The sequence below is a fragment of the Xanthomonas sp. D-99 genome (assembly GCF_017746145.1).
Taxonomy (GTDB): domain Bacteria; phylum Pseudomonadota; class Gammaproteobacteria; order Xanthomonadales; family Xanthomonadaceae; genus Xanthomonas; species Xanthomonas cissicola.
This window is the reverse complement of the sequence record NZ_JAGHWU010000008.1, coordinates 1-24,777: the sequence shown is the minus strand read 5'-3', so window position 1 is coordinate 24,777 and position 24,777 is coordinate 1. Positions and strand designations below refer to the sequence as shown.

Annotated in this window: 7 protein-coding genes, 1 other RNA gene and 3 pseudogenes; 1 reads left to right on the top strand and 10 read right to left on the bottom strand. The window is 64.3% G+C overall.

Annotated elements, in window-relative coordinates; translation table 11 throughout:
• Nucleotides 1-584 precede the first annotated feature (584 nt).
• Nucleotides 585-3,254: a Cache 3/Cache 2 fusion domain-containing protein gene (locus tag J7360_RS03995; RefSeq protein ID WP_209033311.1), complete on the bottom strand. Its 2,670-nt coding sequence runs from the start codon at nucleotides 3,252-3,254 to the stop codon at nucleotides 585-587.
• 645 nt (nucleotides 3,255-3,899) lie between these two features.
• On the opposite strand from J7360_RS03995, the gene J7360_RS03990 reads away from it, so the two are divergent.
• Nucleotides 3,900-3,974: non-coding RNA, sX9 sRNA (locus J7360_RS03990), on the top strand.
• Between the two features lie 74 nt (nucleotides 3,975-4,048).
• On the opposite strand, the gene J7360_RS03985 is transcribed toward J7360_RS03990, so the two are convergent.
• The 9 genes and pseudogenes from J7360_RS03985 to J7360_RS03945 all read right to left on the bottom strand — a co-directional run.
• Nucleotides 4,049-6,310, bottom strand: a complete 2,262-nt coding sequence (locus tag J7360_RS03985; protein ID WP_057660005.1) for a methyl-accepting chemotaxis protein — start codon at nucleotides 6,308-6,310, stop codon at nucleotides 4,049-4,051.
• A 207-nt stretch (nucleotides 6,311-6,517) separates the two neighbouring features.
• Complete coding sequence (locus tag J7360_RS03980; protein WP_057660003.1) at nucleotides 6,518-8,779, bottom strand: methyl-accepting chemotaxis protein; 2,262 nt, start codon at nucleotides 8,777-8,779, stop codon at nucleotides 6,518-6,520.
• A 583-nt stretch (nucleotides 8,780-9,362) separates the two neighbouring features.
• Nucleotides 9,363-11,827: pseudogene (locus J7360_RS03975) on the bottom strand (methyl-accepting chemotaxis protein).
• Nucleotides 11,828-11,912: 85 nt separating this feature from the next.
• Entirely contained in the window at nucleotides 11,913-14,174 is a 2,262-nt protein-coding gene (locus J7360_RS03970; RefSeq protein ID WP_057660002.1) for a methyl-accepting chemotaxis protein, read from the bottom strand.
• 193 nt (nucleotides 14,175-14,367) lie between these two features.
• Nucleotides 14,368-14,635 (bottom strand): annotated as a pseudogene (locus J7360_RS03965) (hypothetical protein).
• A 180-nt stretch (nucleotides 14,636-14,815) separates the two neighbouring features.
• Complete coding sequence (locus tag J7360_RS03960; protein ID WP_209033331.1) at nucleotides 14,816-16,927, bottom strand: methyl-accepting chemotaxis protein; 2,112 nt, start codon at nucleotides 16,925-16,927, stop codon at nucleotides 14,816-14,818.
• Nucleotides 16,928-17,514: 587 nt separating this feature from the next.
• Entirely contained in the window at nucleotides 17,515-19,773 is a 2,259-nt protein-coding gene (locus J7360_RS03955) for a methyl-accepting chemotaxis protein (RefSeq protein WP_209033309.1), read from the bottom strand.
• A 498-nt stretch (nucleotides 19,774-20,271) separates the two neighbouring features.
• Nucleotides 20,272-22,530 (bottom strand): methyl-accepting chemotaxis protein, encoded by a 2,259-nt coding sequence (locus J7360_RS03950; RefSeq protein ID WP_057659997.1) that lies wholly within the window; start codon nucleotides 22,528-22,530, stop codon nucleotides 20,272-20,274.
• A 220-nt stretch (nucleotides 22,531-22,750) separates the two neighbouring features.
• Nucleotides 22,751-24,757, bottom strand: a pseudogene (locus J7360_RS03945) (methyl-accepting chemotaxis protein); the annotation flags it as partial.
• Between the last annotated feature and the right edge of the window lie 20 nt (nucleotides 24,758-24,777).

Here is a 24,777-nt window from a genome sequence, read left to right as displayed (position 1 = left end):
GGGCAAGGACCCGTCGCGTTGGTCGGTGTGCAGCGTCTCAGGCAACCAGCGGACCATGGGGGGCGGTCCGCCTTTTCCAGTAAGACCACCCGCCAACTGTCTGGTGCGGTGTCCTCGCCGATTGCCAGACCGTTGGCGGCATGGATGCCGCCATCGAGCCCGCAGGGACGGGTTCACGGCGTGTCCCGCGAGCGGCGAAGGCATCGCACCCGCGATGTCTTCGCGCTTGCTGCAGGGCCCTTGCCCGCCCACCATCGCAGGACACGCTGCAAGTACGTCCCTGTCAGCTCCGTGGCGGCATCCATGCCGCCAAGGGTCCCGCGACGGTGGGCGGGCAAGGGCCGGTCGCGTTGGTCGGTGTGCAGAGTTTTGAAACCAGCCAGCAACCGCCGACGAGGCGTCCCTCGCTCGTCAACAAACCACTGGCCAATTGTCTGGCGCGGTGCCTTGCCAATTGCGGGACCGTTGGCGGCATGGATGCCGCCATCGAGCCACCATGGACGGGTTCGCGGCGTGTCCCGCGAGCGGTGAGGGCACCGCGCACTCGACGCTGCGACGTTGCTGCAGGTCGTCGTGTTGCCGTCTCAGCTATAGGCGTGGCGTGCATTGGCCAGCAGGGTACTGAGGCGGTCCTGCGGCTCCAGGCGGAACACTGCGACCGCATCGACCAGCTGTGCGGCCTGGTCTTCCATCGAGCGTGCGGCGGCGGTGGCTTCTTCCACCAGCGCGGCGTTCTGCTGGGTGGTTTCGTCCATCTGGGTGACGGTCTGGTTGACCTGGGTGATGCCTGCGGCCTGTTCGCGCGAAGCGCTGGTGATTTCGCCCATGATGTCGGTGACGCGCTGCACCGAGGTCACCACCTGCTGCATGGTGCTGCCTGCTTCGGAAGCCAGTGCCGCGCCGTTGCCGATGCGGGTCACCGAGTCTTCGATCAGGTGCTTGATCTCCTTGGCCGCGCCGGCCGAGCGCTGTGCCAACGTGCGAACCTCCGAGGCCACGACGGCAAAACCACGGCCCTGTTCGCCGGCACGCGCCGCTTCCACCGCCGCGTTCAAGGCCAGGATATTGGTCTGGAAGGCGATGCCGTCGATGACGCTGATGATCTCGGCAATCTTTTTCGACGAGGCGTCGATATCGGCCATGGTGGTCACCACGCGGTTCACGACGTCGCCGCCCTTTGCCGCCACACCGGCAGCATCCAGCACCAGGCGATTGGCTTGGTCGGCGTTGTCGGCGTTCTGCTTGACGGTGGCGGTGAGTTCTTCCATGGAGGCTGCGGTTTCTTCCAACGCGGCCGCTTGCTGTTCGGTGCGACGCGACAGGTCGCCGTTGCCGGTGGCGATCTCGGTGGCGGCCGAATTGATCGTCAGCGAAGCGTCCTTGATGCGGCGCACGATACCGGCCAACTGGTCGGCGGTGGCATTGGCGTCGTCGCGGATCGTGGCGAATACGCCCTGCAGCGCGCCGTCCATGCGTGCGGTCAAATCGCCTTGCGACAGTGACGAGAGCAGGGCGGAGACGCGCGACAGGCCGTCGGCGTTGTTGTCCAGCAGCGTGTTGAGCTGTTGAGCCAGCAGCAACAGGAAGCCATGCTTGCCGCGCACGTCGATCCGTTCGCTGAGGTCGCCGGCGGCGGCGGCCTCCACCACGTGCGCGACTTCCTGTTCCACCTGCACTTCCTGGGTACGGTCGCTCCATTCGACCACATAGCCCATGCGCTCGCCGGTCGCAGCCACGACCGGGCTGACCACTTCCTGCACGATGCGGCCGCCGATTTCGATCTGTGCGGTGTGCGTGCTCTTGAGTTGATCCAGCAGGCGTGATTGCTCGGGATTGCGATGGAACTGGTCGATGCGGGTCGTGCTCAATGCCGTGGCATCGAAGTTGGGCAGATCGTCTCGCAGGACGTCCTGCATTTCCGACAGCATGCGCTGCAGCGGGCGATTGACGTAGATGATGCGGCGCTCGGCATCGGCGATCATCACATTGGTGCTGACGTCGTCCAAGGCGGTGCGCACGCGCAGTGCTTCGCTGGCGATCAGGTGGTCGCGTTCCAGGCGCGCGCGCAGGTCGTCGCGCATGGTGCGCGCGTTGAGCAGCAGGCGGCCGAGTTCGTCATGCCGGTCGATTTCGATCGGGTTGTCCAGGCGGCCGGCCGCCACGTCGCCGAGCACGCGTTCCACTGCCAGCAGCGGGCCGGTGACCATCTTGCGCGCGGCGATGAATACCACCGCGATGCACAGTGCCAGCACCACCAGCGAGAACAGCAGCATGCTGCCCATCAGTGCGTCCAGCGGACCGTCGATGGCACTGCGCGGCTGCGCGCCGATCACCGCCCACTGCCACGGCGCATAGCGCTGTGCGGTGACTTCGAACGCCTGGCTGGTGCCCTTGGCATCGCGCAGCTGCAGGTTGGCGCTGGGCTGCTTGCCGTCCAGCACTGCCTGCAACAGGGCCTGTTGTTCGGCCGGCACCAGTGCCGCCAGTGTGGCCGGGGTGCCCGGCGGGGCCGCGATGACCTGGCCCTGATGATCGCCCGGCGCCATGTCGACGATGACGAAATAGCCGTCCTGGCCCAGTTTGGTAGTGCTGACCTGGGCCTTGAGCGCGGCCAGGCCCTGGGTGTAGTTACGCCCGACGAACAGCGCACCAATGACCTCGCCGGCGGCATCGCGCAGCGGCTGGTAATGGGTCATGTACTGCTCGCCGAACAGCTGCGCCTGGCCGGTGAAGCTCTTGCCTTGCGACAGGGCGGCGTAGGCCTTGCCCTTGCGATCGAGCAGGGTGCCGATGACGCGTTCGTCCTGCTTGTTACGCAGCGAGGTGGTGATGCGCACGAAGTCGTCGCCGGTACGGGCGAAGATCGTGGCAACGCCGCCGGTCGCCTTGGCAAAGCGGTCCACGGCGTCGACATTGAGATTCAGTGCCTGCTTGCCGGCACGCAGCGACGGGGTGTTCTGTTGGCCGATGGTCACCGTGCTGGCGCTATCGAGTTCGCGCGCGCCGGCGGGGAGCATGTCGTCGAACACGCTGCCCAGACGCTGGGTGCCTTCGCTGAGGGTGACGTCGTACATCGCCACCGACTGCTGCATCAGCCGGGTGCTGGAACGCAGTTCGGCCTTGACCTGCGATTCGATATCGCCCGCGGACTGGCGATAGATGGTCAGGGCCAACAGCCCTAGCGAGGTGGCAATGACCAGCGTAAGCAATGCGGAGAGCCGCGTACCGACCGAGAGGCGGTTGAAGGAATGCATGAGGAATCGGCCTTGCCCGGGGGAGGGCGTTACGAATGCGTGAACTTGGTAGCGGCCGTTTATGCTGAAAATTGACTGTTACCGTTGAAATCAGCACAAAATTGGGCGTTCCATTCAGCATTCGATGGCTGAAAGCGGTTTCACACCGCACGTCTTGTTACTGGCAATTGTAAATTTCGAGTGAAATTAGGGTGCTCTTGAGTGTCTCGACGGGCCGCGTATGGCTGGCGAAAAGCACGCCTTGCTGCTGCCATCGGAGCACCATCTTGGGCAACCAGTGCGATGGCTGCATAGCCGTCGAGCGGTTGCGCCCTGGGCTTGGAATTGTCTCTCATGCCTCGGTTCCTACGCATCGCTCTGCCTGAAAATTGCGCATGCGGTTTATCGGTTGCCGCACAGGGAGGGCAGCACAAAAAAGGGCCGCTTCCCCTCGCAAGGGAAGCGGCCCACAAGATCTGCGGAGCGCGGATCAAAGGCTCTCAAAATGTGTGTGTGTGGCTGGACAACGGTGTTACGTGAAACGTGCATCGGCAGCCGCGACCGGGTGACGATGAGGACGGCGGCCGATTGCACCACAGGGACTAAGAGCAGCTAACAAACTACTGTGCAGCTGCCAGGCGGGCGCGGCCGGTGCTCGGAAACGGCATGTACCGCGCGTCACGCCGGCTCCTCCGCGCCGTCCGCACCCACCTGACGACTGCTCGCTACTTTTTGTTAGCCGCTCTAAAAACGATCCCGGTGTCTGTGCCGGTCGCCCACCGCTGCCGGCGACCGGTGCGCTCTGGCGCTGCGGCTTAAAACTCCTGCCAATTGACATCGCCAACGGTCGATGCGGTTGCACCGACCGCCACGCGCGGCGGTGTCGCCGCGGCCACGGCGACACGTGCAGCCGGGCGCGTTGCCGGCCGCTGGTGGCCCACTGCGCCGGCGATGGCCGATAACCTGCGCGCCACCGGCGCGTTCGCATCGACCTTGAAGACCGCCACCGCTTCGGTGAGTTGCTGTGCCTGTTCTTCCATCGCGCGCGCAGCGGCAGTGGCTTCTTCCACCAGGGCAGCGTTCTGTTGGGTGGCTTCATCCATCTGCGTGACGGTGAGGTTGACCTGTTCGATGCCGGCCGATTGTTCCTGCGACGCGGCGGAAATTTCGCCCATGATGTCGGTGACGCGCTGCACCGATGAGACGATTTCGGCCATGGTGCGGCCGGCCTGGTCCACCAGCAGCGAGCCGTCGGTGACGCGCTGCACCGAGTCGCCGATCAGATCCTTGATCTCCTTGGCGGCGGCCGCCGAACGCTGCGCCAGCGTGCGTACCTCACTGGCCACCACGGCAAAGCCGCGGCCCTGCTCGCCGGCACGCGCCGCTTCCACTGCGGCATTCAAGGCCAAGATGTTGGTCTGGAACGCGATGCCGTCGATGACGGTGATGATGTCGGCGATCTTCTTGGACGAGGCCTGGATGCCAGCCATGGTGTCGACGACCTTGCCGACGACCTCGCCACCTTGCGACGCGACGCTGGCCGCACCGATCGCCAGTTGATTGGCCTGGCGTGCACCTTCGGCATTCTGCTTCACGGTCGAGGTGAGCTCTTCCATCGAGGCCGCGGTTTCTTCCAGGTTGGCGGCCTGCTGTTCGGTACGCTGCGACAGGTCGTTGTTGCCGGCGGCAATTTCGCTGGCAGCCGCATTGATCGAGACGGCCGAGGTCTGGATGTGCCCGACGATACCGGCCAGTTGCGTGACCGTGGCATTGGCATCGTCGCGCATCTGCGCGAACACGCCCTGGAATTGTCCATCCATACGCGCAGTGAGATCGCCCGCAGCAATGGCCTGCAACATGCCCGACAACGCCTGCAGGCTGCCATCGGCAGTGGCCATCAGCTGGTTGAGGCTCTCGACCATAATGCGGAAGTCGTACTGGAACTGCGCTGCGTCGCCGCGTGCACTGAAGTCGCCGGCCGCAGCGGCCTGCGCCAGCTGCTTGATCTGCCGATTCATCGCGGCCAGGTTGTGTTTGACCTGCGCCATGGTCTGAGTGAGTTTGGCCTGTTCGCCGGGCAGGGCGTCCATGTCGTCGCTGAGGTCGCCGATCGCATAGCGGCCCATGATCTGCGCCAGGCGCGCGGTGACCTGGATGTGGCTGTCGACCAGTGCATTGGTGTCGCCGGCCATGCGGCCGTAGTCGCCCGGAAACGTGCCGGCATCCATGCGAAAGCTCACCTGGCCGGCATCGTGGCGCTTGGCCATGTCCAGCTGGGCGGTGATCAGGTTGCGCACCCGCGACTGCATCGTGTCCATGGCCTGCAACAGACGGCCGGTTTCGTCGCCGGCATCGCTATGCACGGCGTTATCGAGCTTGCCCTCGGCAATCGCTTCGGCGGCGCGGGTGGCGCGGCTGAGTGGCCGGGTGAGGCTGCGGGTGATCAGCAAGCCCAGCGTGCCGCTCAGCATTACCACCAGCAGCGAACCGCCGACCAGCAACTTGCGCGAATCGTCCATCGACTGCAGCGCCACTTCGGCTGCTTCGGAGGCGAGCTTGTCCTGAAGGGCAATGTTCTCGCCGATCTTGTCCTGCCATTTCTGCATCGCAGGTGCGGCCTGGGTGAGCATCAGCGGCAATGCTTCATCGCTGTGGCCAGACATCACCAGGTCGACGACCTTGTTGTTCAAGTCGCGCACGGGCTGCCCGAGGCGGTCGATCTCGGTACGGATGCCGATGCCCTGCGGCGAAGACGGAATGGCATACAGCGCATCGTGCGCCTTCGCGTAGTCGGCGCGTGCCTGCTTGATGGATGCGATGAATTTCAGATTGTCTTCGTTGCTGGTCGGCAACACGACGTTGCGTAGCTCCGCGGCGATGACGTAGTTGGCATTCATCATGTCGTTGGAGAGGCGGATCTTGGTCATGTTCTGGTGCACCAGGGCATCCACCAGCGCACGTGCAGAGGTCAGCCCGCGATAGCCGATGAAGGCGATGAACCCGGACAGTAGGATCAGCACGGTAAAGGCGGCAGCCAGGCGTGGCCCGACATTGAAGCGCAGCAAAAGAGAGGTCATGAAAATCGCTCGGCTTTAAAAGGTGGAATGCGGTTGCGCTGGCAGGCTGGGAAGATCCATTGCGCCCACTTTGCGTGTCGGCAAAGCAGCGTTATCGGCGCTGCCTGCAATCGATCGCGTGAGCCCTGACGCTTGATACAGCTGGTCTCGGCAATCGGCACGGCAGTCGTTCGCAACCGACTGCCGTGCGTGAGGCTGCCCTTGCGATCAGAACTCCTGCCAATCGCCCAGCTCTGCGGCCGATGTGGCGTTGCCCGCAGGACTGCGACGTGGCGACGCGGCCGCCGGGGTGACGCGTGCTGCCGGGCGTGGTGCGAAGCGGGCATTGGCCGGGGCGCTGGCAATGGCCGACAACCGACGCGCCAACGGTGCATGCGCAGCCACCTTGAAGACCGCCACCGCTTCGGTCAGCTGCTGCGCCTGTTCTTCCATCGCGCGTGCGGCGGCGGTGGCTTCTTCCACCAATGCGGCGTTCTGCTGGGTGGTTTCGTCCATCTGGGTCACGGTCTGGTTGACCTGCTCGATGCCCGCATACTGCTCCTGCGAGGCCGAGGAGATCTCGCCCATGATGTTGGTGACGCGCTGCACGCTGGCGACGATCTCGGCCATGGTGGTGCCGGCCTGATCGACCAGGGTGGCCCCTTGCGTGACCTTTTCCACCGAGTCGTCGATCAGGTGCTTGATCTCCTTGGCAGCACCGGCCGAACGCTGCGCCAGCGTGCGCACCTCGGAGGCGACCACCGCAAAACCGCGGCCCTGTTCGCCGGCACGCGCTGCTTCCACTGCCGCGTTCAAGGCCAGGATATTGGTCTGGAACGCGATGCCGTCGATGACGCTGATGATCTCGGCGATCTTCCTGGACGAGCCCTGGATGTCGGACATGGTGGTGACCACCTTCGCCACCACATCGCCGCCTTGCGAGGCGACCGCAGCGGCGCCGATGGCGAGCTGGTTGGCCTGGCTGGCATGTTCGGCATTCTGCTTGACGGTGGAGGTCAGCTCTTCCATCGAGGCCGCGGTTTCTTCCAGGTTGGCGGCCTGCTGCTCGGTGCGCTGCGACAGATCCTGGTTACCGGAGGCGATTTCGCCCGAGGCCAGACCGATCGCATCGGCTGCGATCTGGATGCGGCCGACGATGCTGGCCAGTTGTTCGGCAGTGGCATTGGCGTCGTCACGCATCTGCGCGAACACGCCCTGGTATTGCCCGCTCATGCGCGCAGTGAGGTCGCCGGCAGCGATCGACTGCAACAAGCCCGAGAGCGATTGCAGGTTGCCGTCTGCGGTGGCCATCAAGGTGTTGAGGCTTTCCACCATGATGCGGAAATCGAACTGGAACTGCTCGGCATTGCCGCGCGCGGTGAAGTCGCCATTGGCCGCAGCCTGCGCCAGCTGCTTGATCTCGGTGTTCATGGTCGACAGGTTGTGCTTGACCTGGTTCATCGCCGCGGTAATGGCCGCCTTCTCGCCGGGCAACTGCTGCATATCTTCGGAAAGGTCGCCGATGGCATAACGCTCGATCAGGTGGATGGTCTGCATCTTCACCTTGATGTGCGCGGCCACCAGCTCGTTGGTGTCATTGGCCATGCGCCCGAAATCGCCGGGGAATGCGCCGGCATCCATGCGGAAGCTGATCTGGCCTTCTTCATGGCGCTTGGCCATGCCCAGCTGTGCGGAAATCAGGTTGCGCAGCTGGCCCTGCATGCCGTCCATGGCGTGCAACAGGCGGCCGGTTTCGTCGTTGGAGTGCGTGCTGACGTCGTTGTCCAACTTGCCTTGGGCAATGGCTTCGGCGGCGCGGGTGGCGCGCGTCAGCGGAACCACCAGGCTGCGGGTGATCAGCCATGCGAGCACGCTGCTGATGAGCACCACCGCCAGGCCGCCACCGATCAACATGGCACGGCCGCGGGCCATCGCCGTGGTAGCCAGCGCATTGGCTTCCTGGGCGCGCTGGCGCTGCAGCGCCGAATATTCCAGCAGTTTGTCCTGCCATGCCTGCGTGGCCGGTGCGGCACGCTGCAACAGCAAGGGCAGGGCTTGGTCCGACTTGCCGGCAAGACCCAGGTCGATCACCCGTTGGTTGAGCGCGCGGGCCGCCTTGTTGTTCGCGTCGATGCTTTCACGCAGCGCCTGGGCCGCAGGCGTTGCCGAGAAGGTGTAGAGCTTGTCGCGTGCTTCCTTGTAGATGCTGCGCTGCTCTTCGATGATCGCGGCGAAGCGGCGATTTTCCGCATCGCTGGTCGGCAGCACGATATTGCGCAACTGCACGGCAATTACCGACACCGCGTTGTTCATTTCCTGCAGCCGCTGGACGATCACCATGTTGCGGTTGGTGAGCGTATCCAGGGTCTGGCGGGCCTGCGCCAGTGTGTACAGGCCAGCGACGACCAGCGCGCAGGACAGCAGGATCAGCGTGCCGAAGGCAAAGCCCAGGCGCTTGCCGACGTTGTAGCGTTGAAGAAGAGCAGTCATGTTGGGATCTCGAGAGCGATGGGCAGGAAAGGGGCAGTGCGCTAGGCGGCGAGGCGTACGGAGTGCGCGGATGGCGCCGAAGCGGGCGCGCGTCGAGCCGATCCATCGAGCGTTGCGACATCCAAGGTCGCAACGCCAGCGATTGCAGGGCAGGTACGCGTGCTTGAGGTTGGTAACGGCGCGCTGGCAGTGCTGCTGAACTCGCTAGGCCCCACGCGTATGGTTCGGCGTCACCGAGGTGAGCCTGGTGTGCACAACCGCCTGGAAAGGCCTGTCAGCAGGGGCATCCCGATGGCTCGGGAAGATCGCGTCTTCACTTCCTGCTCACGGTCCTGACAGCCGCTCAGGCACTTGGATACAGGACGGATGGCTTGGCGTGTAGTTGCATGTGCGCCATCGCGCAGGGCCGATCGATGCCGGCGCATTCGCAGGAGAGCTGCTGGTGGCACTGGGCCAAACGCGTGCGCGTTGGTGATGTGCAAACGCTACGCCGTTGCCTGACAGATGCAGGCAGCGGGGACTGATCAGGTGGGACGCGGGCGTGCGCGCAGCGTCCCAGGCAGACCTGCCGCCAGGCGTTGCCTCAGGCGGCGTGGCCCAGGCGGCTGCGCGCAGGCTCGGCCTGCAACTGGAACACCGAAACGGCATCGCGCAATTGCTGCGCCTGCTCTTCCATCGAACGGGCGGCGGCGGTGGCTTCTTCCACCAGCGCGGCGTTCTGCTGGGTGGCCTGATCCATCTGCGCGACGGTCTGGCCAACCTGTTCGATGCCTTGCGACTGCTGCTGCGAGGCCTCGCTGATCTCATGCATGATGGTGGTGACGTTCTGCACCGAATCGACGATGTCCTGCATGGTGCGACCGGCCTGGCCCACCAACTGGCTGCCGTGTTCGACCCGGCTGACCGAATCCTCGATCAGTTGCTTGATCTCCTTTGCCGCACCGGCCGAGCGTTGCGCCAGCGTGCGCACTTCACTGGCCACCACGGCAAAACCACGCCCTTGTTCGCCGGCACGTGCCGCTTCCACCGCCGCGTTCAAGGCGAGGATATTGGTCTGGAAGGCGATGCCGTCGATGACGCTGATGATGTCGGCGATCTTCTTGGACGCAGCCTGGATGCCGGCCATGGTGCCCACGACCTCACCCACCACCGCACCGCCTTGCGAGGCGACCGTGGCCGCACCAACCACCAACTGGTTTGCGCGGCGCGCATGCTCGGCGTTGTTGCGCACGGTGGAGGTGAGTTCTTCCATCGAGGCAGCGGTTTCTTCCAGATTGGCCGCTTGCTGTTCGGTGCGTTGCGACAAATCCTGATTGCCGGTGGCAATTTCGCCGGCGGCGTCGTTGATGGCATTGGTGGACTGCTGGATGCGCCCGACGATATTGGCCAGCTGGGTCACGGTGGTATTGGCATCGTCGCGCATGCGCGCGAACACGCCGTGGAAGTCGCCGTGCATGCGGGCGGTGAGGTCGCCTGCCGCGATCGCCTGCAATACCGTCGAGAGCGCCTGCAGATTCGCATCGGAGGTGGCCATCAATTGATTGAGGCTGTCCACCATCGCGCGGAAATCGTACTGGAAGCGCTGTGCATCGCCGCGCACGCTGAAATCGCCATTGGCTGCGGCCTGCGCGAGCAGCCTGATCTCGCTGTTCATCGCCGACAGGTTGGCCTTGACCGTATCCATGGTGTCGGTGAGCACGGCTTTTTCGCCGGGCAGACGGTCCATGTCCTGGCTCAGGTCGCCGATCGCGTAGCGCGACATGATCTGCGCAAGTTGCATCTTGACCGCGATGTGCGAGCCCACCAGCGCATTGGTGGCGCGCACCATGGTGGCGTAGGCACCGGGAAAACTGTCTGCCTGCATGCGGTAGCTGATCTGGCCGGCATCGTGGCGCTGCGCCATTTCGCTTTGCGCGCTGAGGACGCGCTGCAGCTGCCCTTGCATCTGGCGCATGGTGTCGAGCAATTGACCGGTTTCGTCGCGGCCGGCGGCACCGACCTGATCGTCCAGCTGGCCCTGCGCGATATTGGCGGCCACCGTCGCGGCGCGGCGCACATTGTGGGTCAGGCGCGACAAGGTGTACCAGCCCAGCGCGGCGATCAGCAGCGCCAGGACCGACAGGCCGGCGATCGCTTGCCACATCGCGTTGCGTGCGTCGACCAGGTGGCGCTCGGATTGCCGCTGCAGCGCCTGCAGGGAGACGTTGCTGAGTTCCCGCATGCTCTGGCCAAGCGCATCGAGTGCGGCATTCCATTGGGCGTCCGCCTTGGCATCGCTGCCGTCCAAGGCGGTACCCAGTGCGGCCAGTGCGGCGCGTGACTGTGTGGCTTCGACCTTGGCGGCATCGGCCAGCGCAGCGTCGGGCTGTTCCAACAGGCCCATCGCCTTGTCCAGCTCATGGCGGAAACGCACATGGTTTCGGGCAAGCTGATCGAGCTGCTCGCGCAGCTGTCGCCCGCCTGCGAGGGATCGCTGGCGGCGTCCAGACGGGTCAGCGATTCGGTGGTCTCGGGGCTGTAGATCAGCGTGGACACCACCAGGTGATAGCTTTCGATGTATGGGGTGTAGACCAGCTGGCTGTCGTCGCGCAATGCATCGAGCGCGGCAAAGGCCTGTTCGCTCACGGCGGCGTAGCCCTGCGCCGCGGCACCTGCAACGTGGCGCTGCTGCAGGGCCAGCAATTGCTTCTGGCTGCGTTCGAAGCCGGGAAGATTGGCCGTGGTGGCGAGCAGTTGGGTGAGATCGCGCTCGGCGCGCTGCGCGGCGTCTTTGGCGGCGCTGCCGCTATCGACGTGGGCTGCGTGCAGGTCGGTGATCAGGCCCAGCATTTGGCCAAGCGGCGCATAGCTGCGCAATTCGTTGCTGCTGATGGCGACGCTTTCGTTGAGCTTGCCGCGATAGAGCAGCACCGGAATGACCAGCCCCACCAACGCAAGCACGCCGATGATGCCGAGTTTCCTGGCGATGGCCAGGTCATCCCAACGGCTGGTCCAGCGGCGTGGCGAAGCTGGAACGGTCTGCGACGACAGCGTGGGTGAGGTGGTCATTGATGCGTCTCATGGATGTAAGCAGGCTATCGGCTAACGACGTGTACGCCTTTAGCGGGTCGGCAGCGCTGCCGACCAGTCCGGTTCAGTCAGGGCTGGCGACCTGTTCAGAACTCTTGCAGCTACTGTCGTTGCCGGGCGCAGCGACCACGGCGCGCAGCTTGGCGGCAGGAGCGCGGCCGGCTGCCACCGCCTTGGCCGCAAGCGCCGGCGTTGCTGCCGGGCGTGGTGATGCTGCACGCGATGCGTCGTTGCTGTCGGTCTTGAAGACCGCCACTGCCTCGGTCAATCCGAGCGCCTGTTCTTCCAGTGCACGGGCGGCGGCGGTGGCTTCTTCCACCAGCGCGGCGTTCTGCTGGGTGGTTTCGTCCATCTGGGTGACGGTCTGGTTGACCTGCTCGATGCCGGCCGACTGCTCCTGCGAGGCCGCGGAGATCTCGCCCATGATGTCGGTGACGCGCTGCACGCTGGACACGATCTCGGCCATGGTGGTGCCGGCGCTGTGCACCAGCAGCGAGCCTTCGGCCACCCGTTGCACCGAATCGTCGATCAGGCTCTTGATCTCCTTGGCCGCTGCGGTGGAGCGCTGCGCAAGCGTACGCACTTCGCTGGCCACCACGGCAAAGCCGCGGCCTTGTTCGCCGGCGCGCGCCGCTTCCACCGCGGCGTTGAGTGCCAGGATGTTGGTCTGGAACGAGATGCCATCGATGACGCTGATGATGTCGGCGATTTTCTTGGACGAAGACTCGATCCCGCTCATGGTCTCGACCACCTTGCTGGCAATCTCGCCGCCTTGCGAAGCGACGCGGGCGGCGCCGATGGCGAGCTGGTTGGCCTGGCGTGCGCTTTCGGCGTTCTGCTTGACGGTGGAGGTGAGCTCTTCCATCGAGGCCGCGGTCTCTTCCAGGTTGGCGGCCTGTTGTTCGGTGCGCTGCGACAGATCCTGGTTGCCGGCGGCGATTTCGCCGGTGGCCGCGCCGATGTTGCCGGCCGCGCCCTGGATCCGCAGCACGATGCGCGTGAGCTGTTCGGTGGTGGCGTTGGCGTCGTCGCGCATCTTGGCGAACACACCGTGGAAGTTGCCGTGCATGCGGGCGGTGAGATCGCCGGCGGCGATGGACTGCAACAGCGCCGACAAGGTGCCCAGGCTGGTGTCGCTGACCTCCATCATCGCGTTCAGGTCCTGCACCATGCGCAGGAAATCGTGCTCGAACCGCTGCGCATCGCCGCGTGCGCTGAAGTCGCCGGCAGCCGCCGCGCTGGCCAGGCGCTTGATCTCGGTATTGATCGCCAGCAGGCTGGCTTTGGCCGCATCCATCGATTCGTGCAGCACCGCGCGGCTGCCCGGCAGGCGCCGTGCATCGCGGCGCAGATCGCCGCGGGCGTATTCGTTGAGCACTTCGATGGCATCGACGATGGCGTCCAGGTGCTCGAACATCATGGTGTTGATGCCCTTGCTCAAGTCGCCGTACACGCCGGGGAAGTCCTGCGGCATGCGGTGGCCGATGTCCTTGTCGGCGTGCAGCTCGATCATCCGCGTGGTTTCGCTGGAGAAACGTTGCAACTGCGTCTGCATCTTGGCCATGGCGCTGAGCAGCCGGCCGGGCTCGTCGGTGGCGGTGGTGTGCACATCGCTGTCCAGGCGGCCCTCGGCGATGGCCTCGGCGGCACGGGTGGCGCGGTTCAAGGGCTGGGTCAGGCTGCGGGTGATCAGCCAGGCCAGCAGGCCGCTGATCACGATGACCGCAATGCCGCCGGCGATCAGCAACGCCCGGCCATAGTCCATGGCGGTATTGGCATCGTCATAAGCGGCGGCGCCACGGCTGCGCTGGCGCGCAGCGTACGCATCGAGTGCGGCCTGCCATTGTTGGTTCGCCGGTACCGCCTGCTGCATCAACACCTTGAGTGCCTCATCGGGCTTGTAGTTCAAGCCCAGGTCCATGACCTGCTGATTGGCGATACGCGCTTTTTCGCGCGCAATATCAATCTGTCGACGCATCTCCGCGCCGGCAGCGTTGGACGGCGGGCGGGCGTAGAGCTTTTCGCGGTTCTGGTTGTAGTTCTGCCGCTGTTCCTCGATCACCTTGGCAAAACCGAGGTTTTCTTCCTGCGTGGTCGGCAGCACGATGTTGCGCAGATTGATCGCAATAGCTGCACTGGCGCTGCGCATCTCGCCGACATATTCGAGGATCGCCATATTGTGTTTGACGATCGACTCCATACGCCCGCGCGCTTGCGCCAGGGTCATCAGGCCAGCGGCCACCAGGCCGCAGGAGAGCAGGATCAGAAAGCCAAATGCGGCCGAAAGGCGGGTGCCGACGTTATAGCGTTGGAGAAAGCCGATCATGAAACATACCTGCTGGGAAGGAGGAGAAGGAGGCGGTTCGAGGCAACGGCGGCGGCCTCACGATCACGGTCGGCATCCGCTGCAAGCTAGGACGGCTGCATGACGCCCGGCGCTGGCACTGGTAGCCCGCGTCGGCTCCGTCCCGATTGCAGGGCAGGTAGCGGCGACCCGGTCGTATACTTGAGCTCGCTATTTAGCGTTTGTTATAGCTGGCATCATTCACGGAAGCGGGCAGCGACGTTTGCCGATGCAAGGCCATGCCGGGTGAGGTGCCGCGGCGATGAACGCGCGTGCGCAGGGAAGGGCGCCCGACGTGCATGCCGGTCGTGGCGCCAGTGCCGGCACGCGGCTGGCGTTCCGGTTGGTCTCGGAAAGCGACTGATCAGAAAGTGCGCGCGCTAGCCGACGCCTGCCGGCGGCATCGGCTGCAGGCGAGTGTCGCCTTGGCGGTTCGACGTGATCCAGGCGCAGCAGTCTGGCCCATCGCCAGCGGGGCCCGTCAATGCAATGAGGGCCCGATCTAGCACATGCGGTTGCATGTGCGCGATCGGGCCCTGCGTGTTCCAACGACGGATGTGTGGAGCGGTTGCCTGGCGCAGATGGCGTCGGTGAGCATTCTCACCGACGCCAGTGCGTGTTGGTCAGAACTCCTGCCAGCTGGTCTCGACGGTCGTCGATGCAGCGACCGCGCGTGGCTTGGCAGCTGCGGTGCCGGCGATCAAGGTCAGCTTGGCGCGCACGGCGGGCGCGGCCTTGGCGACCGATGCCGTGCGGACAGTGCTGGCGGTGCCTTGTTCGGTCTTGAAGACCGCCACGGCCTCGGTCAATCCGACCGCCTGTTCTTCCAGCGAGCGCGCGGCGGCGGTGGCTTCTTCCACCAGCGCGGCGTTCTGTTGGGTGGTTTCGTCCATCTGGGTGACGGTCTGGTTGACCTGTTCGATGCCGGCCGACTGTTCCTGCGAGGCCGCGGAGATCTCGCCCATGATGTCGGTGACGCGCTGCACGCTGGTCACCAGCTCGCTCATGGTCCTGCCTGCGGTATTGACCAGCACCGAACCGGCGGCCACACGTTCGACCGAGTCGGCGATCAGGTCCTTGATCTCCTTGGCGGCGCCGGAAGAGCGCTGGGCCAGCGTGCGCACTTCAGAAGCCACCACGGCGAAGCCGCGGCCTTGCTCGCCGGCACGCGCCGCTTCCACCGCGGCGTTCAAGGCCAGGATATTGGTCTGAAAGGCGATGCCGTCGATGACGGAGATGATGTCGGCGATCTTCTTCGACGAGGCTTCGATGCCGGCCATGGTCTCGACCACTTGGCCTGCGATCTCGCCGCCCTGCGTGGCCACGCTGGCCGCGCCGATGGCGAGCTGGCTGGCCTGGCGTGCGCTTTCGGCGTTCTGCTTGACGGTGGAGGTGAGCTCTTCCATCGAGGCGGCAGTTTCTTCCAGGCTGGCGGCCTGCTGTTCGGTGCGCTGCGACAGATCGCTGTTGCCGGCAGCGATTTCGCTGGCCGCGCCCTTGATCGAGATGGCCGACGCCTTGATGCCGGTGACGATCTCGGCCAGCTGCACGGCGGTGGCATTGGCATCGTCGCGCATCTGCGCAAACACGCCGTGGAACTCGCCACTCATGCGCGCGGTGAGGTCGCCGGCGGCGATCGCCTGCAACAAGCCCGAGAGCGACTGCAGGTTGCCGTCGGCGGTGGCCATCAAGGTGTTGAGGCTTTCCACCATCACGCGGAAGTCGTGCTGGAAGTTTTCGGCATCGCCGCGGGCGCTGAAGTCGCCATTGGCGGCGCATTGGGAAAGATGCTTGATGGCGTGATTGACCGAAGACAAGTCGCCCTTGACCTTGGCCATGGTGTCGCTGAGCACGGCCTTGTCGCCGGGCAGGGCTTCCATGTCTTCGCGCAGGTCGCCGACCGCGTATTGGCCCATGATCTGCGCCAGCCGCATCATCACTGCCACATGCGAGGCAGCCAGGTCGTTGTTGCCGCGCACGATGGTGGCGTAGTCGCCAGGAAACGCTGCTTCGTCCAGGCGGAAGTTCAGCTCGCCCTGATCGTGCCGGCGTTTCATTTCCTGCTGGCCGTGCAAGACCTTCTGCAACTGCTGCTGCATCTTGCTCATGCTGGAGAGCAGGCGACCGGTTTCATCGGTGCCGCTGCTGTCCACGCTGACCGACAGATTGCCAGCGGCGATGGAATCGGCCACGTGCGAGGCGGTGCCCAGGCGATTGACCAGGCGACGACGGATCAACCCGCCGCTGACCAGCGCCGCCAGCACGGCGATGCCGCTGCCGATGATCATCGACCAACGGCTGCTGGCCTTTGCGGCCTTCAATGTCGCGCTGCGCTTGACCAGCAATTGGTTTTCCTGCGCTTCGAAGTCGACCAGCTGCTGACGGATCTGGCCCATCGCCGCCCGTTCATGGCCGGCCTTGAACTGCGTCAGCAAGGCGGACAGATCGGTATCGCTACTCTTGCCACGCAGCGCGATCAGGTTGTCCTCAAAGCCCATGAACTGCTCATACGCCGCATGCAGGCGCTGCAGGCGTTCCTGCTGCACCGGGTTGTCGGCGGTCAACGTCTTGGCGTTGGCGAATTCCTGTTCGAACTGCACCTTGCCGTTGTTGTACGGCGTGAGATGCTGGTCCTGCCCGGATAGCAAGAAGCCGCGCGCGCCAGTTTCGATGTTGACCGTGGCAATGGACATGGCGCGGCCGGTGCCGATGACCTGATAGGTGTGGTCATTCATGGCCACCGCGTCCGACAGCTGGGACTGCCCACGTAGCCCCACCGTTGCGACGATCAAGAGCACAAGAACAACTGTGCCGAAGCCCAGTGCCAGTTGTGTCGAAAGACTTAGCTGTTTCATCGAATGTGCCTTGAGCTGGTAACAATCTGAGTTGTGTGAGCCATCCGTTCGGCCCCCCGTCATCGGCCGTTGGTGGCGCGGTGTAGTGAGGCGTTTTTCGCGCTCGCATGCGTGCCTCATTGCTGAGATAGCTAGCGGCGCAACCACTCTCAACTGAAGGGTTTCGTCACACATCCATCACGCAAGTTGGATGGCATTTATGTTCGAAAAAACCGGGCTCTACCGATGCAGGCTGCTGGTGCTCGCGACTTGGGGCTGCTCAAGCGCGCCCAGGGCCGCGCGGGGCGCCAATGCAGGCTTTGCCATGGCAATGACAGCGTTCGCGCGCGTGCGCAAGACGTCGCTGCCACGCTGCAGGGTCGGGCGTGATGCCCGCCGATGCGCCTCGTGCCAGAAGCGCCGCCCATAAAAAAAGACACCGCGCTCGCTAGCGAACGCGGTGTCCAGGTGCAGTCTTTGGGCCGACATTAGAACTCGGCCCAATTGGATGCCTCGGATGCGACCGACGCAACGGTGGGGCGTGCTGTCGGGCGTGCGAGGTGCGGCTTGATCGTCGGCTTGTTGACCGCAGCCGGACGCTTGGCGGCAATCTGGCGCACCGCCGGCGTGGTGCGGGTCACCGCTTCGGCGTCGGCCGATAGCCGGAACAGCGCCACCGCTTCGGTCAGTTGCTGGGCCTGTTCTTCCATTGCGCGTGCCGCGGCGGTGGCTTCTTCCACCAGGGCGGCGTTCTGCTGGGTGGTTTCGTCCATGCTGGTCACGGTCTGGTTGACCTGCTCGATCCCGGCCGACTGCTCCTGCGAGGCGGCAGAAATCTCGCTCATGATGTCGGTGACGCGCTGCACGCTGGCCACGATCTCGCCCATGGTGGTGCCGGCGCTGTGCACCAGTACCGAGCCTTCGGCCACCCGCTGCACCGAGTCGTCGATCAGGTCCTTGATCTCCTTGGCCGCGCCCGAAGAGCGCTGTGCCAGCGTGCGCACTTCCGAGGCGACCACCGCAAAGCCGCGGCCCTGTTCACCGGCGCGTGCCGCTTCCACAGCCGCGTTCAAGGCCAGGATGTTGGTCTGGAAGGCGATACCGTCGATGACGGAGATGATGTCGGCGATCTTCTTGGACGAGGCTTCGATGCCGCTCATGGTGCCGACCACCTTGCTGACGATCTCGCCGCCCTGCGAGGCCACGCTGGCCGCGCCGATGGCGAGCTGGTTGGCCTGGCGCGCGCTTTCTGCGTTCTGCTTGACGGTGGAGGTGAGCTCTTCCATCGAGGCAGCGGTTTCTTCCAGGTTGGCGGCCTGCTGTTCGGTGCGCTGCGACAGGTCCTGATTGCCGGCGGCGATTTCGCTTGCCGCACCCCTGATCGACGTGGCAGAGGCCTTGATGCCGCTGACGATCTCGGCCAGCTGGGTGGCGGTGGCATTGGCATCGTCGCGCATCTGCGCAAACACGCCGTGGAACTCGCCACTCATGCGTGCGGTGAGGTCGCCGGCAGCGATCGACTGCAACAAGCCAGAGAGCGATTGCAGATTGCCGTCGGCGGTGGCCATCAAGGTGTTGAGGCTTTCCACCATCACGCGGAAGTCGTACTGGAAACGCTCGGCATCGCCGCGGGCACTGAAGTCGCCATTGGCCGCCGATGTCGCCAGGTGCTTGATTTCGGTATTCATCGCCGACAGGTTGAATTTGACCTGCGCCATGGTGTCGGTGAGCACGGCCTTTTCGCCGGGCAGCTTGTCCATATCCTCGCTGAGATCGCCAATGGCGTAGCGGCCCATGATCTGCGCAAGCTTCAATTTCACCGCGATATGCGATGCGACCAGATTGTTGGTATCGGTGGCCATGCGGCCGTAGTCGCCTGGGAACGCATCGGCATCGATGCGGTAGCTGATCTGGCCTTCATCATGGCGCCGGGCCATGTCGGTCTGGGCGCTGAGCAGATTGCGCAACTGTTGTTGCATCTTGCTCATCGCCTTGAGCAGGCGCCCGGCCTCGTCGTTGAACTGGGTGTCGACGTCGTTATCCAGCTGGCCGCCGGCGATGGATTCGGCAGCGCGGGTCGCACGGCTCAACGGCTGGGTCAGGCTGCGGGTGATCAGCAGGCCCAGGGCGCCGCTCAGCAGCACGACCAGCAGCGAGCCGCCGATCAGCAACTTGCGCGACTCGTCCATGGACTGCAGCGCAGCAGCAGAGGCGTCGCCGGCCAGCTTGTTCTGCAACGCGATGTTTTCTGCGATCTTGTCCTGCCACTGCTGCATCGCCGGTGCAGCCTTGGTCAGCAGCAAGGGCAGGGCGTCGTCGCTGTGGCCAGTCATCACCAGCTCGATGACCTTGTCGTTCAAGCCCTTGACGATTTCTCGGCGGCGATCGATTTCTGCACGAATTTCCCTGCCTTCTTCCGAGGGCGGGGTCGCGTACAGGGCCTCGCGTGCCTTGACGTAGTCTGCACGGGCATTCTTGATGTTTTCGATAAACTTGAGATTGTCCTCGTTGGAGGTCGGCAACACGACATTGCGAATCTGCGTGGCAATGACGGAGTTGGCATTCATCATGGTGTTGGACAGGCGGATTTTCACCATGTTCTGATTAACCAGGTGATCCACCAGCGCACGCGACGCGCTCAGGCCACGATAGCCGATAAACGCAATCAGCCCCGACAGCACGATCAGAACGGCGAAGGCGGCGGCCAGTCGTGGGCCGACGTTATAACGTTGGAGAAGCTTAGTCATGGCTGGTTCCTTGAAAGCGTTGAGCAGCGGGAAGAGCGATACGCTGACGGCAGCGATACTCGCCTGACCTGTCGCTATGTGCTGTAACGGCGCCCACGTATATTCTCTGAATACCTCGATATCGAAAAAAATATAACTCAATTTAGGCTTGTGAAATAATCCGATGGTTTATTGAATCGAGGTCATCAAGATATTCAATGGATAATGCGGGCTCTACTGATCATTCGTTTTATACATTTATAAAATGTATCCGGATAACCCATTTTGTCGTGCCGATGGGTTTATTTGATCTGGCGACGCAATAAAAAAGCCGCGCTCCAGAGAGCGCGGCTTGCATGGCGGCGACTATTTCAACCGTGGGGATGTTCAACGCAACGGCCGGCATGCTGCGAACAGCTGCCATCCATGGGGGGGGCGGTGGACCCACAGTGCAGGTGGGTCACATGCCAGACCCCGGCGGTCGCGCCCACCTGGCGGCGAGCGCAGCCGTCTCGCCGCTTAGAACTCGGACCAGTCGGATTCGTTGGACGGTGCCACTGCCGCCGCGGCACGGCCCGCCGGGCGCGCAGCATGCGGCTTGCTGGCCGGCATGCTGGCAGCAGCCGGGCGCTTGGCAGCGATGTGGCGCACCACCGGCGTGGCACGGGTTACCGCTTCCAGCTCGGCCGAGAGGCGGAACTGCGCCACCGCTTCGGTGAGCTGCTGCGCCTGCTCTTCCATCGAGCGTGCAGCGGCGGTGGCTTCTTCCACCAACGCGGCGTTCTGCTGGGTGGCCTCGTCCATGTGGGTGACGGTCTGGTTGACCTGCTCGATGCCGGCCGACTGCTCCTGCGAGGCGGCAGAAATCTCGCTCATGATGTCGGTGACGCGCTGCACCGAGGAAACGATCTCGGCCATGGTGCTGCCGGCCTGATTCACCAGTGCCGAGCCTTCGGCCACCTTGCTGACCGAGTCGTCGATCAGCCCCTTGATCTCCTTCGCTGCACCTGCCGAACGCTGCGCCAGCGTGCGCACTTCCGAGGCCACCACGGCAAAGCCACGGCCCTGCTCGCCGGCGCGTGCCGCTTCCACCGCGGCATTCAAGGCCAGGATGTTGGTCTGGAACGCGATGCCGTCGATGACGCTGATGATTTCGGCGATCTTCTTGGACGAGGTTTCGATGCCGGACATGGTGGTGACCACCTGGCCGACCACGTTGCCGCCGTGCGATGCCACGCCTGCCGCGCCGATGGCGAGCTGGTTGGCCTGACGCGCGTGCTCGGCGTTCTGCTTGACCGTGGAGGTGAGCTCTTCCATCGAAGCGGCCGTTTCTTCCAGGTTGGCTGCCTGCTGCTCGGTGCGTTGCGACAGGTCGTTGTTGCCGGCGGCAATCTCGCCGGCGGCCGTGTTGATGGCCAGGGTGGAGTGCTTGATGCGGCCCACGATGTCGGTCAGGCGCTGGGTGGTCGCATTGGCGTCGTCGCGCAGACGTGCGAATACCCCGTGGAATTGCCCGTCCATGCGCGCGGTCAGGTCGCCATCGGCCACGGCGCCGAGCAGCTGCGACAGCTTGCCCAGGTTGCGGTCGCTGACTTCCATCATCGAGTTCAGATCCGACACCATCACGGCGAAGTCGTACTTGAAGCGCTGTGCATCGCCACGCGCACTGAAGTCACCGGAGGCGGCGGCCTGCGCCAGGTGCTTGATCTCGGTGTTGATCGACAACAGGCTGGCCTTGGCTGCATCCATTGCTTCATGCAGCACCGCGCGGCTGGCCGGCAGGCGACGCGCATCTTCGCTCAGGTCGCCCTGGGCATATTGATTGAGGATGCGCAATGCATCGATGATGGCATCGAGATGCTCGAAGATCATCGTGTTGATGCCGGTGGCGAGGTTGCCGTAGACGCCGGGGAAATCTTCCGGCATGCGGTGGGTGATGTCTTCGGCAGCATGCAGGTGCGACATGCGCGCGGTTTCGTCGGAGAAACGGCGCAGCATCTGGGTCATGCCACCGGTGGCCTCGAGCATCTGGCCGATCTCGTCCTTGCTGGTCTTGCCGACCTGCACGCCCAGATCGCCGCGCGAAACCGCCTGGATGGCGCCCAGTGCCTTGGCGATCGGGCTGGTGATGCTGCGCGCGATCAACCAGCCGAAGCTCACCGACAAGGCGGCCATCAGCAAGGTGCCGATCAGCAGCACTGCGCTGGTCAGCTTGAACGAGCTGGCGCTGGCAGCAACCATGTCGCCCAGCGCCTTGGACTGCTGTGCATACAGCTTGTCCACCGAGGCGAACAGTTCCTTGCGGATCTCGCCCGATTGCTTGCGCGAAAACTCCATCGCAGCGGCGCGGTCGGGCTCTGCATAGAGCGTGCGCAGTTGCTGGTTGGCCGCGAAATAGCGTGCGCTGGCATCGGTCAGCTTGGCGTACTCGGCCTTCAACGGCGAGGCCGCACCGATCTTGGCGTCAAGCTGCTTCTGGGTATCGGCGTACTTGGCCTGGATTTCATCCATGCGTTTGAAGAAATACGCGTAGCGCTCCGGGTCTTCCAGATTGAGGAACTGGCCCACTTCGTAGACGCGGAATTCGCCGGCAAAACCGCGCAACTCGGACAGGCGGCTCAACACCGGCACCACGTCCTGGTTGATCAAGGTGGTTTCGCTCTGCATCTGCTTCATGCGCGAAAAACCCAAACCGCCCAGTAATGCGGTGAGTACGGCACTCAGACAGAAGGCAAACATCAGTTTGCGGCGGATCGGCCAGTCGTTGAACTTATTCATCAGTTGCTCCGGAGCATTGCCTAACGGCGTTATCCAGCACGCTAACGGCTGAAACGCCACATTCTTTAATTGTGAAGTATTAACGGGTACGCAAACGCCTGCCGGTTCCGGCCAACGCTGCAATACAGCGGTCGCGGCGATGGGGCCGGGTCGCAGGGCCGCTAGACAGCGCGATGCGTCACTGCGCCACATCCAGGCCGCAGGTGCACACCGGTCTTGCTCAGAAGTCCTGCCACTGGCGGTCGTTTCCGGCGGTGGCTGCGGGCGCGTTCACTACCGGCTTGCGTGCGCTCGGCACCCGGGTGCTGCTCGTGTTTGACCGGGAAACTGCGGCGACGGTGGGCTTCGTGGCCGCAGGCGTTACAGCCTGCGACGGCGCATCGGCCAGGGTAAAGCGCGACACTGCGTGCGCCAGCTGGCTGGCCTGGTCTTCCATGGTGCGCGCAGCGGCAGTGGCTTCCTCCACCAACGCGGCGTTCTGCTGGGTCGCTTCATCCATCTGGGTGATGGTGAGGTTGACCTGCTCGATGCCCGACGACTGTTCCTGCGACGCGGCAGCGATCTCGCCCATGATGTCGGTGACGCGCTGCACGCTGGCGACGATGTCGGCCATGGTGGTGCCGGCCTGATGCACCAGCTGCGAGCCCTCGGTGACCTTGCTCACCGAATCGTCGATCAAATGTTTGATCTCTTTTGCGGCACCGGCCGACCGCTGCGCCAGCGTGCGCACCTCGGAGGCGACAACGGCAAAACCCCGGCCCTGTTCGCCGGCACGCGCCGCTTCCACGGCGGCGTTGAGCGCCAGGATGTTGGTCTGGAACGCGATGCCGTCGATGACGCTGATGATCTCGGCGATCTTTTTCGATGAGACTTCGATGCCGGACATGGTGGTGACCACCTGCGCCACCACCGCGCCGCCCTGCGAAGCCACGCCAGCCGCTCCGATCGCCAGCTGGTTGGCCTGACGTGCGCTCTCGGCATTCTGTTTGACAGTGGAGGTGAGTTCCTCCATCGAGGCGGCAGTCTCTTCCAGATTGGCCGCTTGTTGTTCGGTGCGCTGCGACAGGTCGTTGTTGCCGGCGGCAATCTCGCTGGAGGCGGTATGAATGCTGCCGGCGGCCTGCTGGATACGCCCGATCACCAGCGCCAGTTGCTCGGCGGTGGTATTGGCGTCGTCGCGCATCGTGGCGAAGACGCCATGGAATTGTCCCTGCATGCGCGCACTCAAGTCGCCGTCGGCCAGCGCGCTGAGCAGGCGCGACACTTCGGCGATGCTGACTGCGTTGGCATCGAGCAAGGCGTTGAGCTGTTGCGCCAGTTGCAGGAAAAAGCCTTGTTTTCCTGCACTGTCGATGCGCTTGGAAAGATCGCCGTCAGCGGCGCTACGCACCACGTCGGCAACGTCGATTTCCACGCGCGCCTCGGCCGTGCGGTCGCGCCACTCGCAGACAAAGCCCAGATGCGCGCCGGCGTCGTCGCGAATTGCCGAAACGTTCTGTGCGATGCAGGTGGTGCGGTACTGCACCTCGCGTTGGGCAGCGCCCTGGCGGTCCAGACGCTGATAGATCTCTGCGTCCTGTGCGTTGCCCACTTCCAGCAGCGAGACCGGCTGGCCGACCAGGTTGGCCGTGCGATGGAACGCAGGTGCACAGGCCTGGATATCGTCCGCGTAGGTGTGCAGCAGGTTTTGCAGCGCACTATTGGTGTAGATGATGGTGAGATCCGGGTCGGCGATATACATGCCGGTGGAAGCGTTATCCAGTGCGGTACGGATGCGCAGGTTCTCGGCCGCGATGCTGCGCTCGCGCTCCAGGCGCTCGCGCAGGTCGCGCTGCATGCGCGCCAAGGCGGCCATCAGGCTGCGCGAGTGCTTTGCGGCGACCGGGATCGGTTGATCCAGGCGGCCTTCGGCGATGTGCTGCGCGGCCGCCATCGCCAGCTGCGGCTCGCCGCCAAGCAGGCCGAACACCGAGCGCAGAATCCAGCCGGCCGCCAGCGCCAGGCACACTAATGCCAGCACCACGGCGCTACCCTGCTGCCACATCACCCGATGGCTGTATTGCTCGGCCTGGCGGCGGCTGGCCTCGTTCAAGGCCAGGATGCGCTCGCTGATGGCGCCCATGCGGGTTTCAAGCTGGCCGAACTTGTCGTTGAAATCCGCGTAAGCCGCTGTGCTGTCCGCATGCGTCTCGGCAGCTTTCACCACCTGGTCGGCGGCTGCGATATAGGGAAGGTCTGATCAACTCA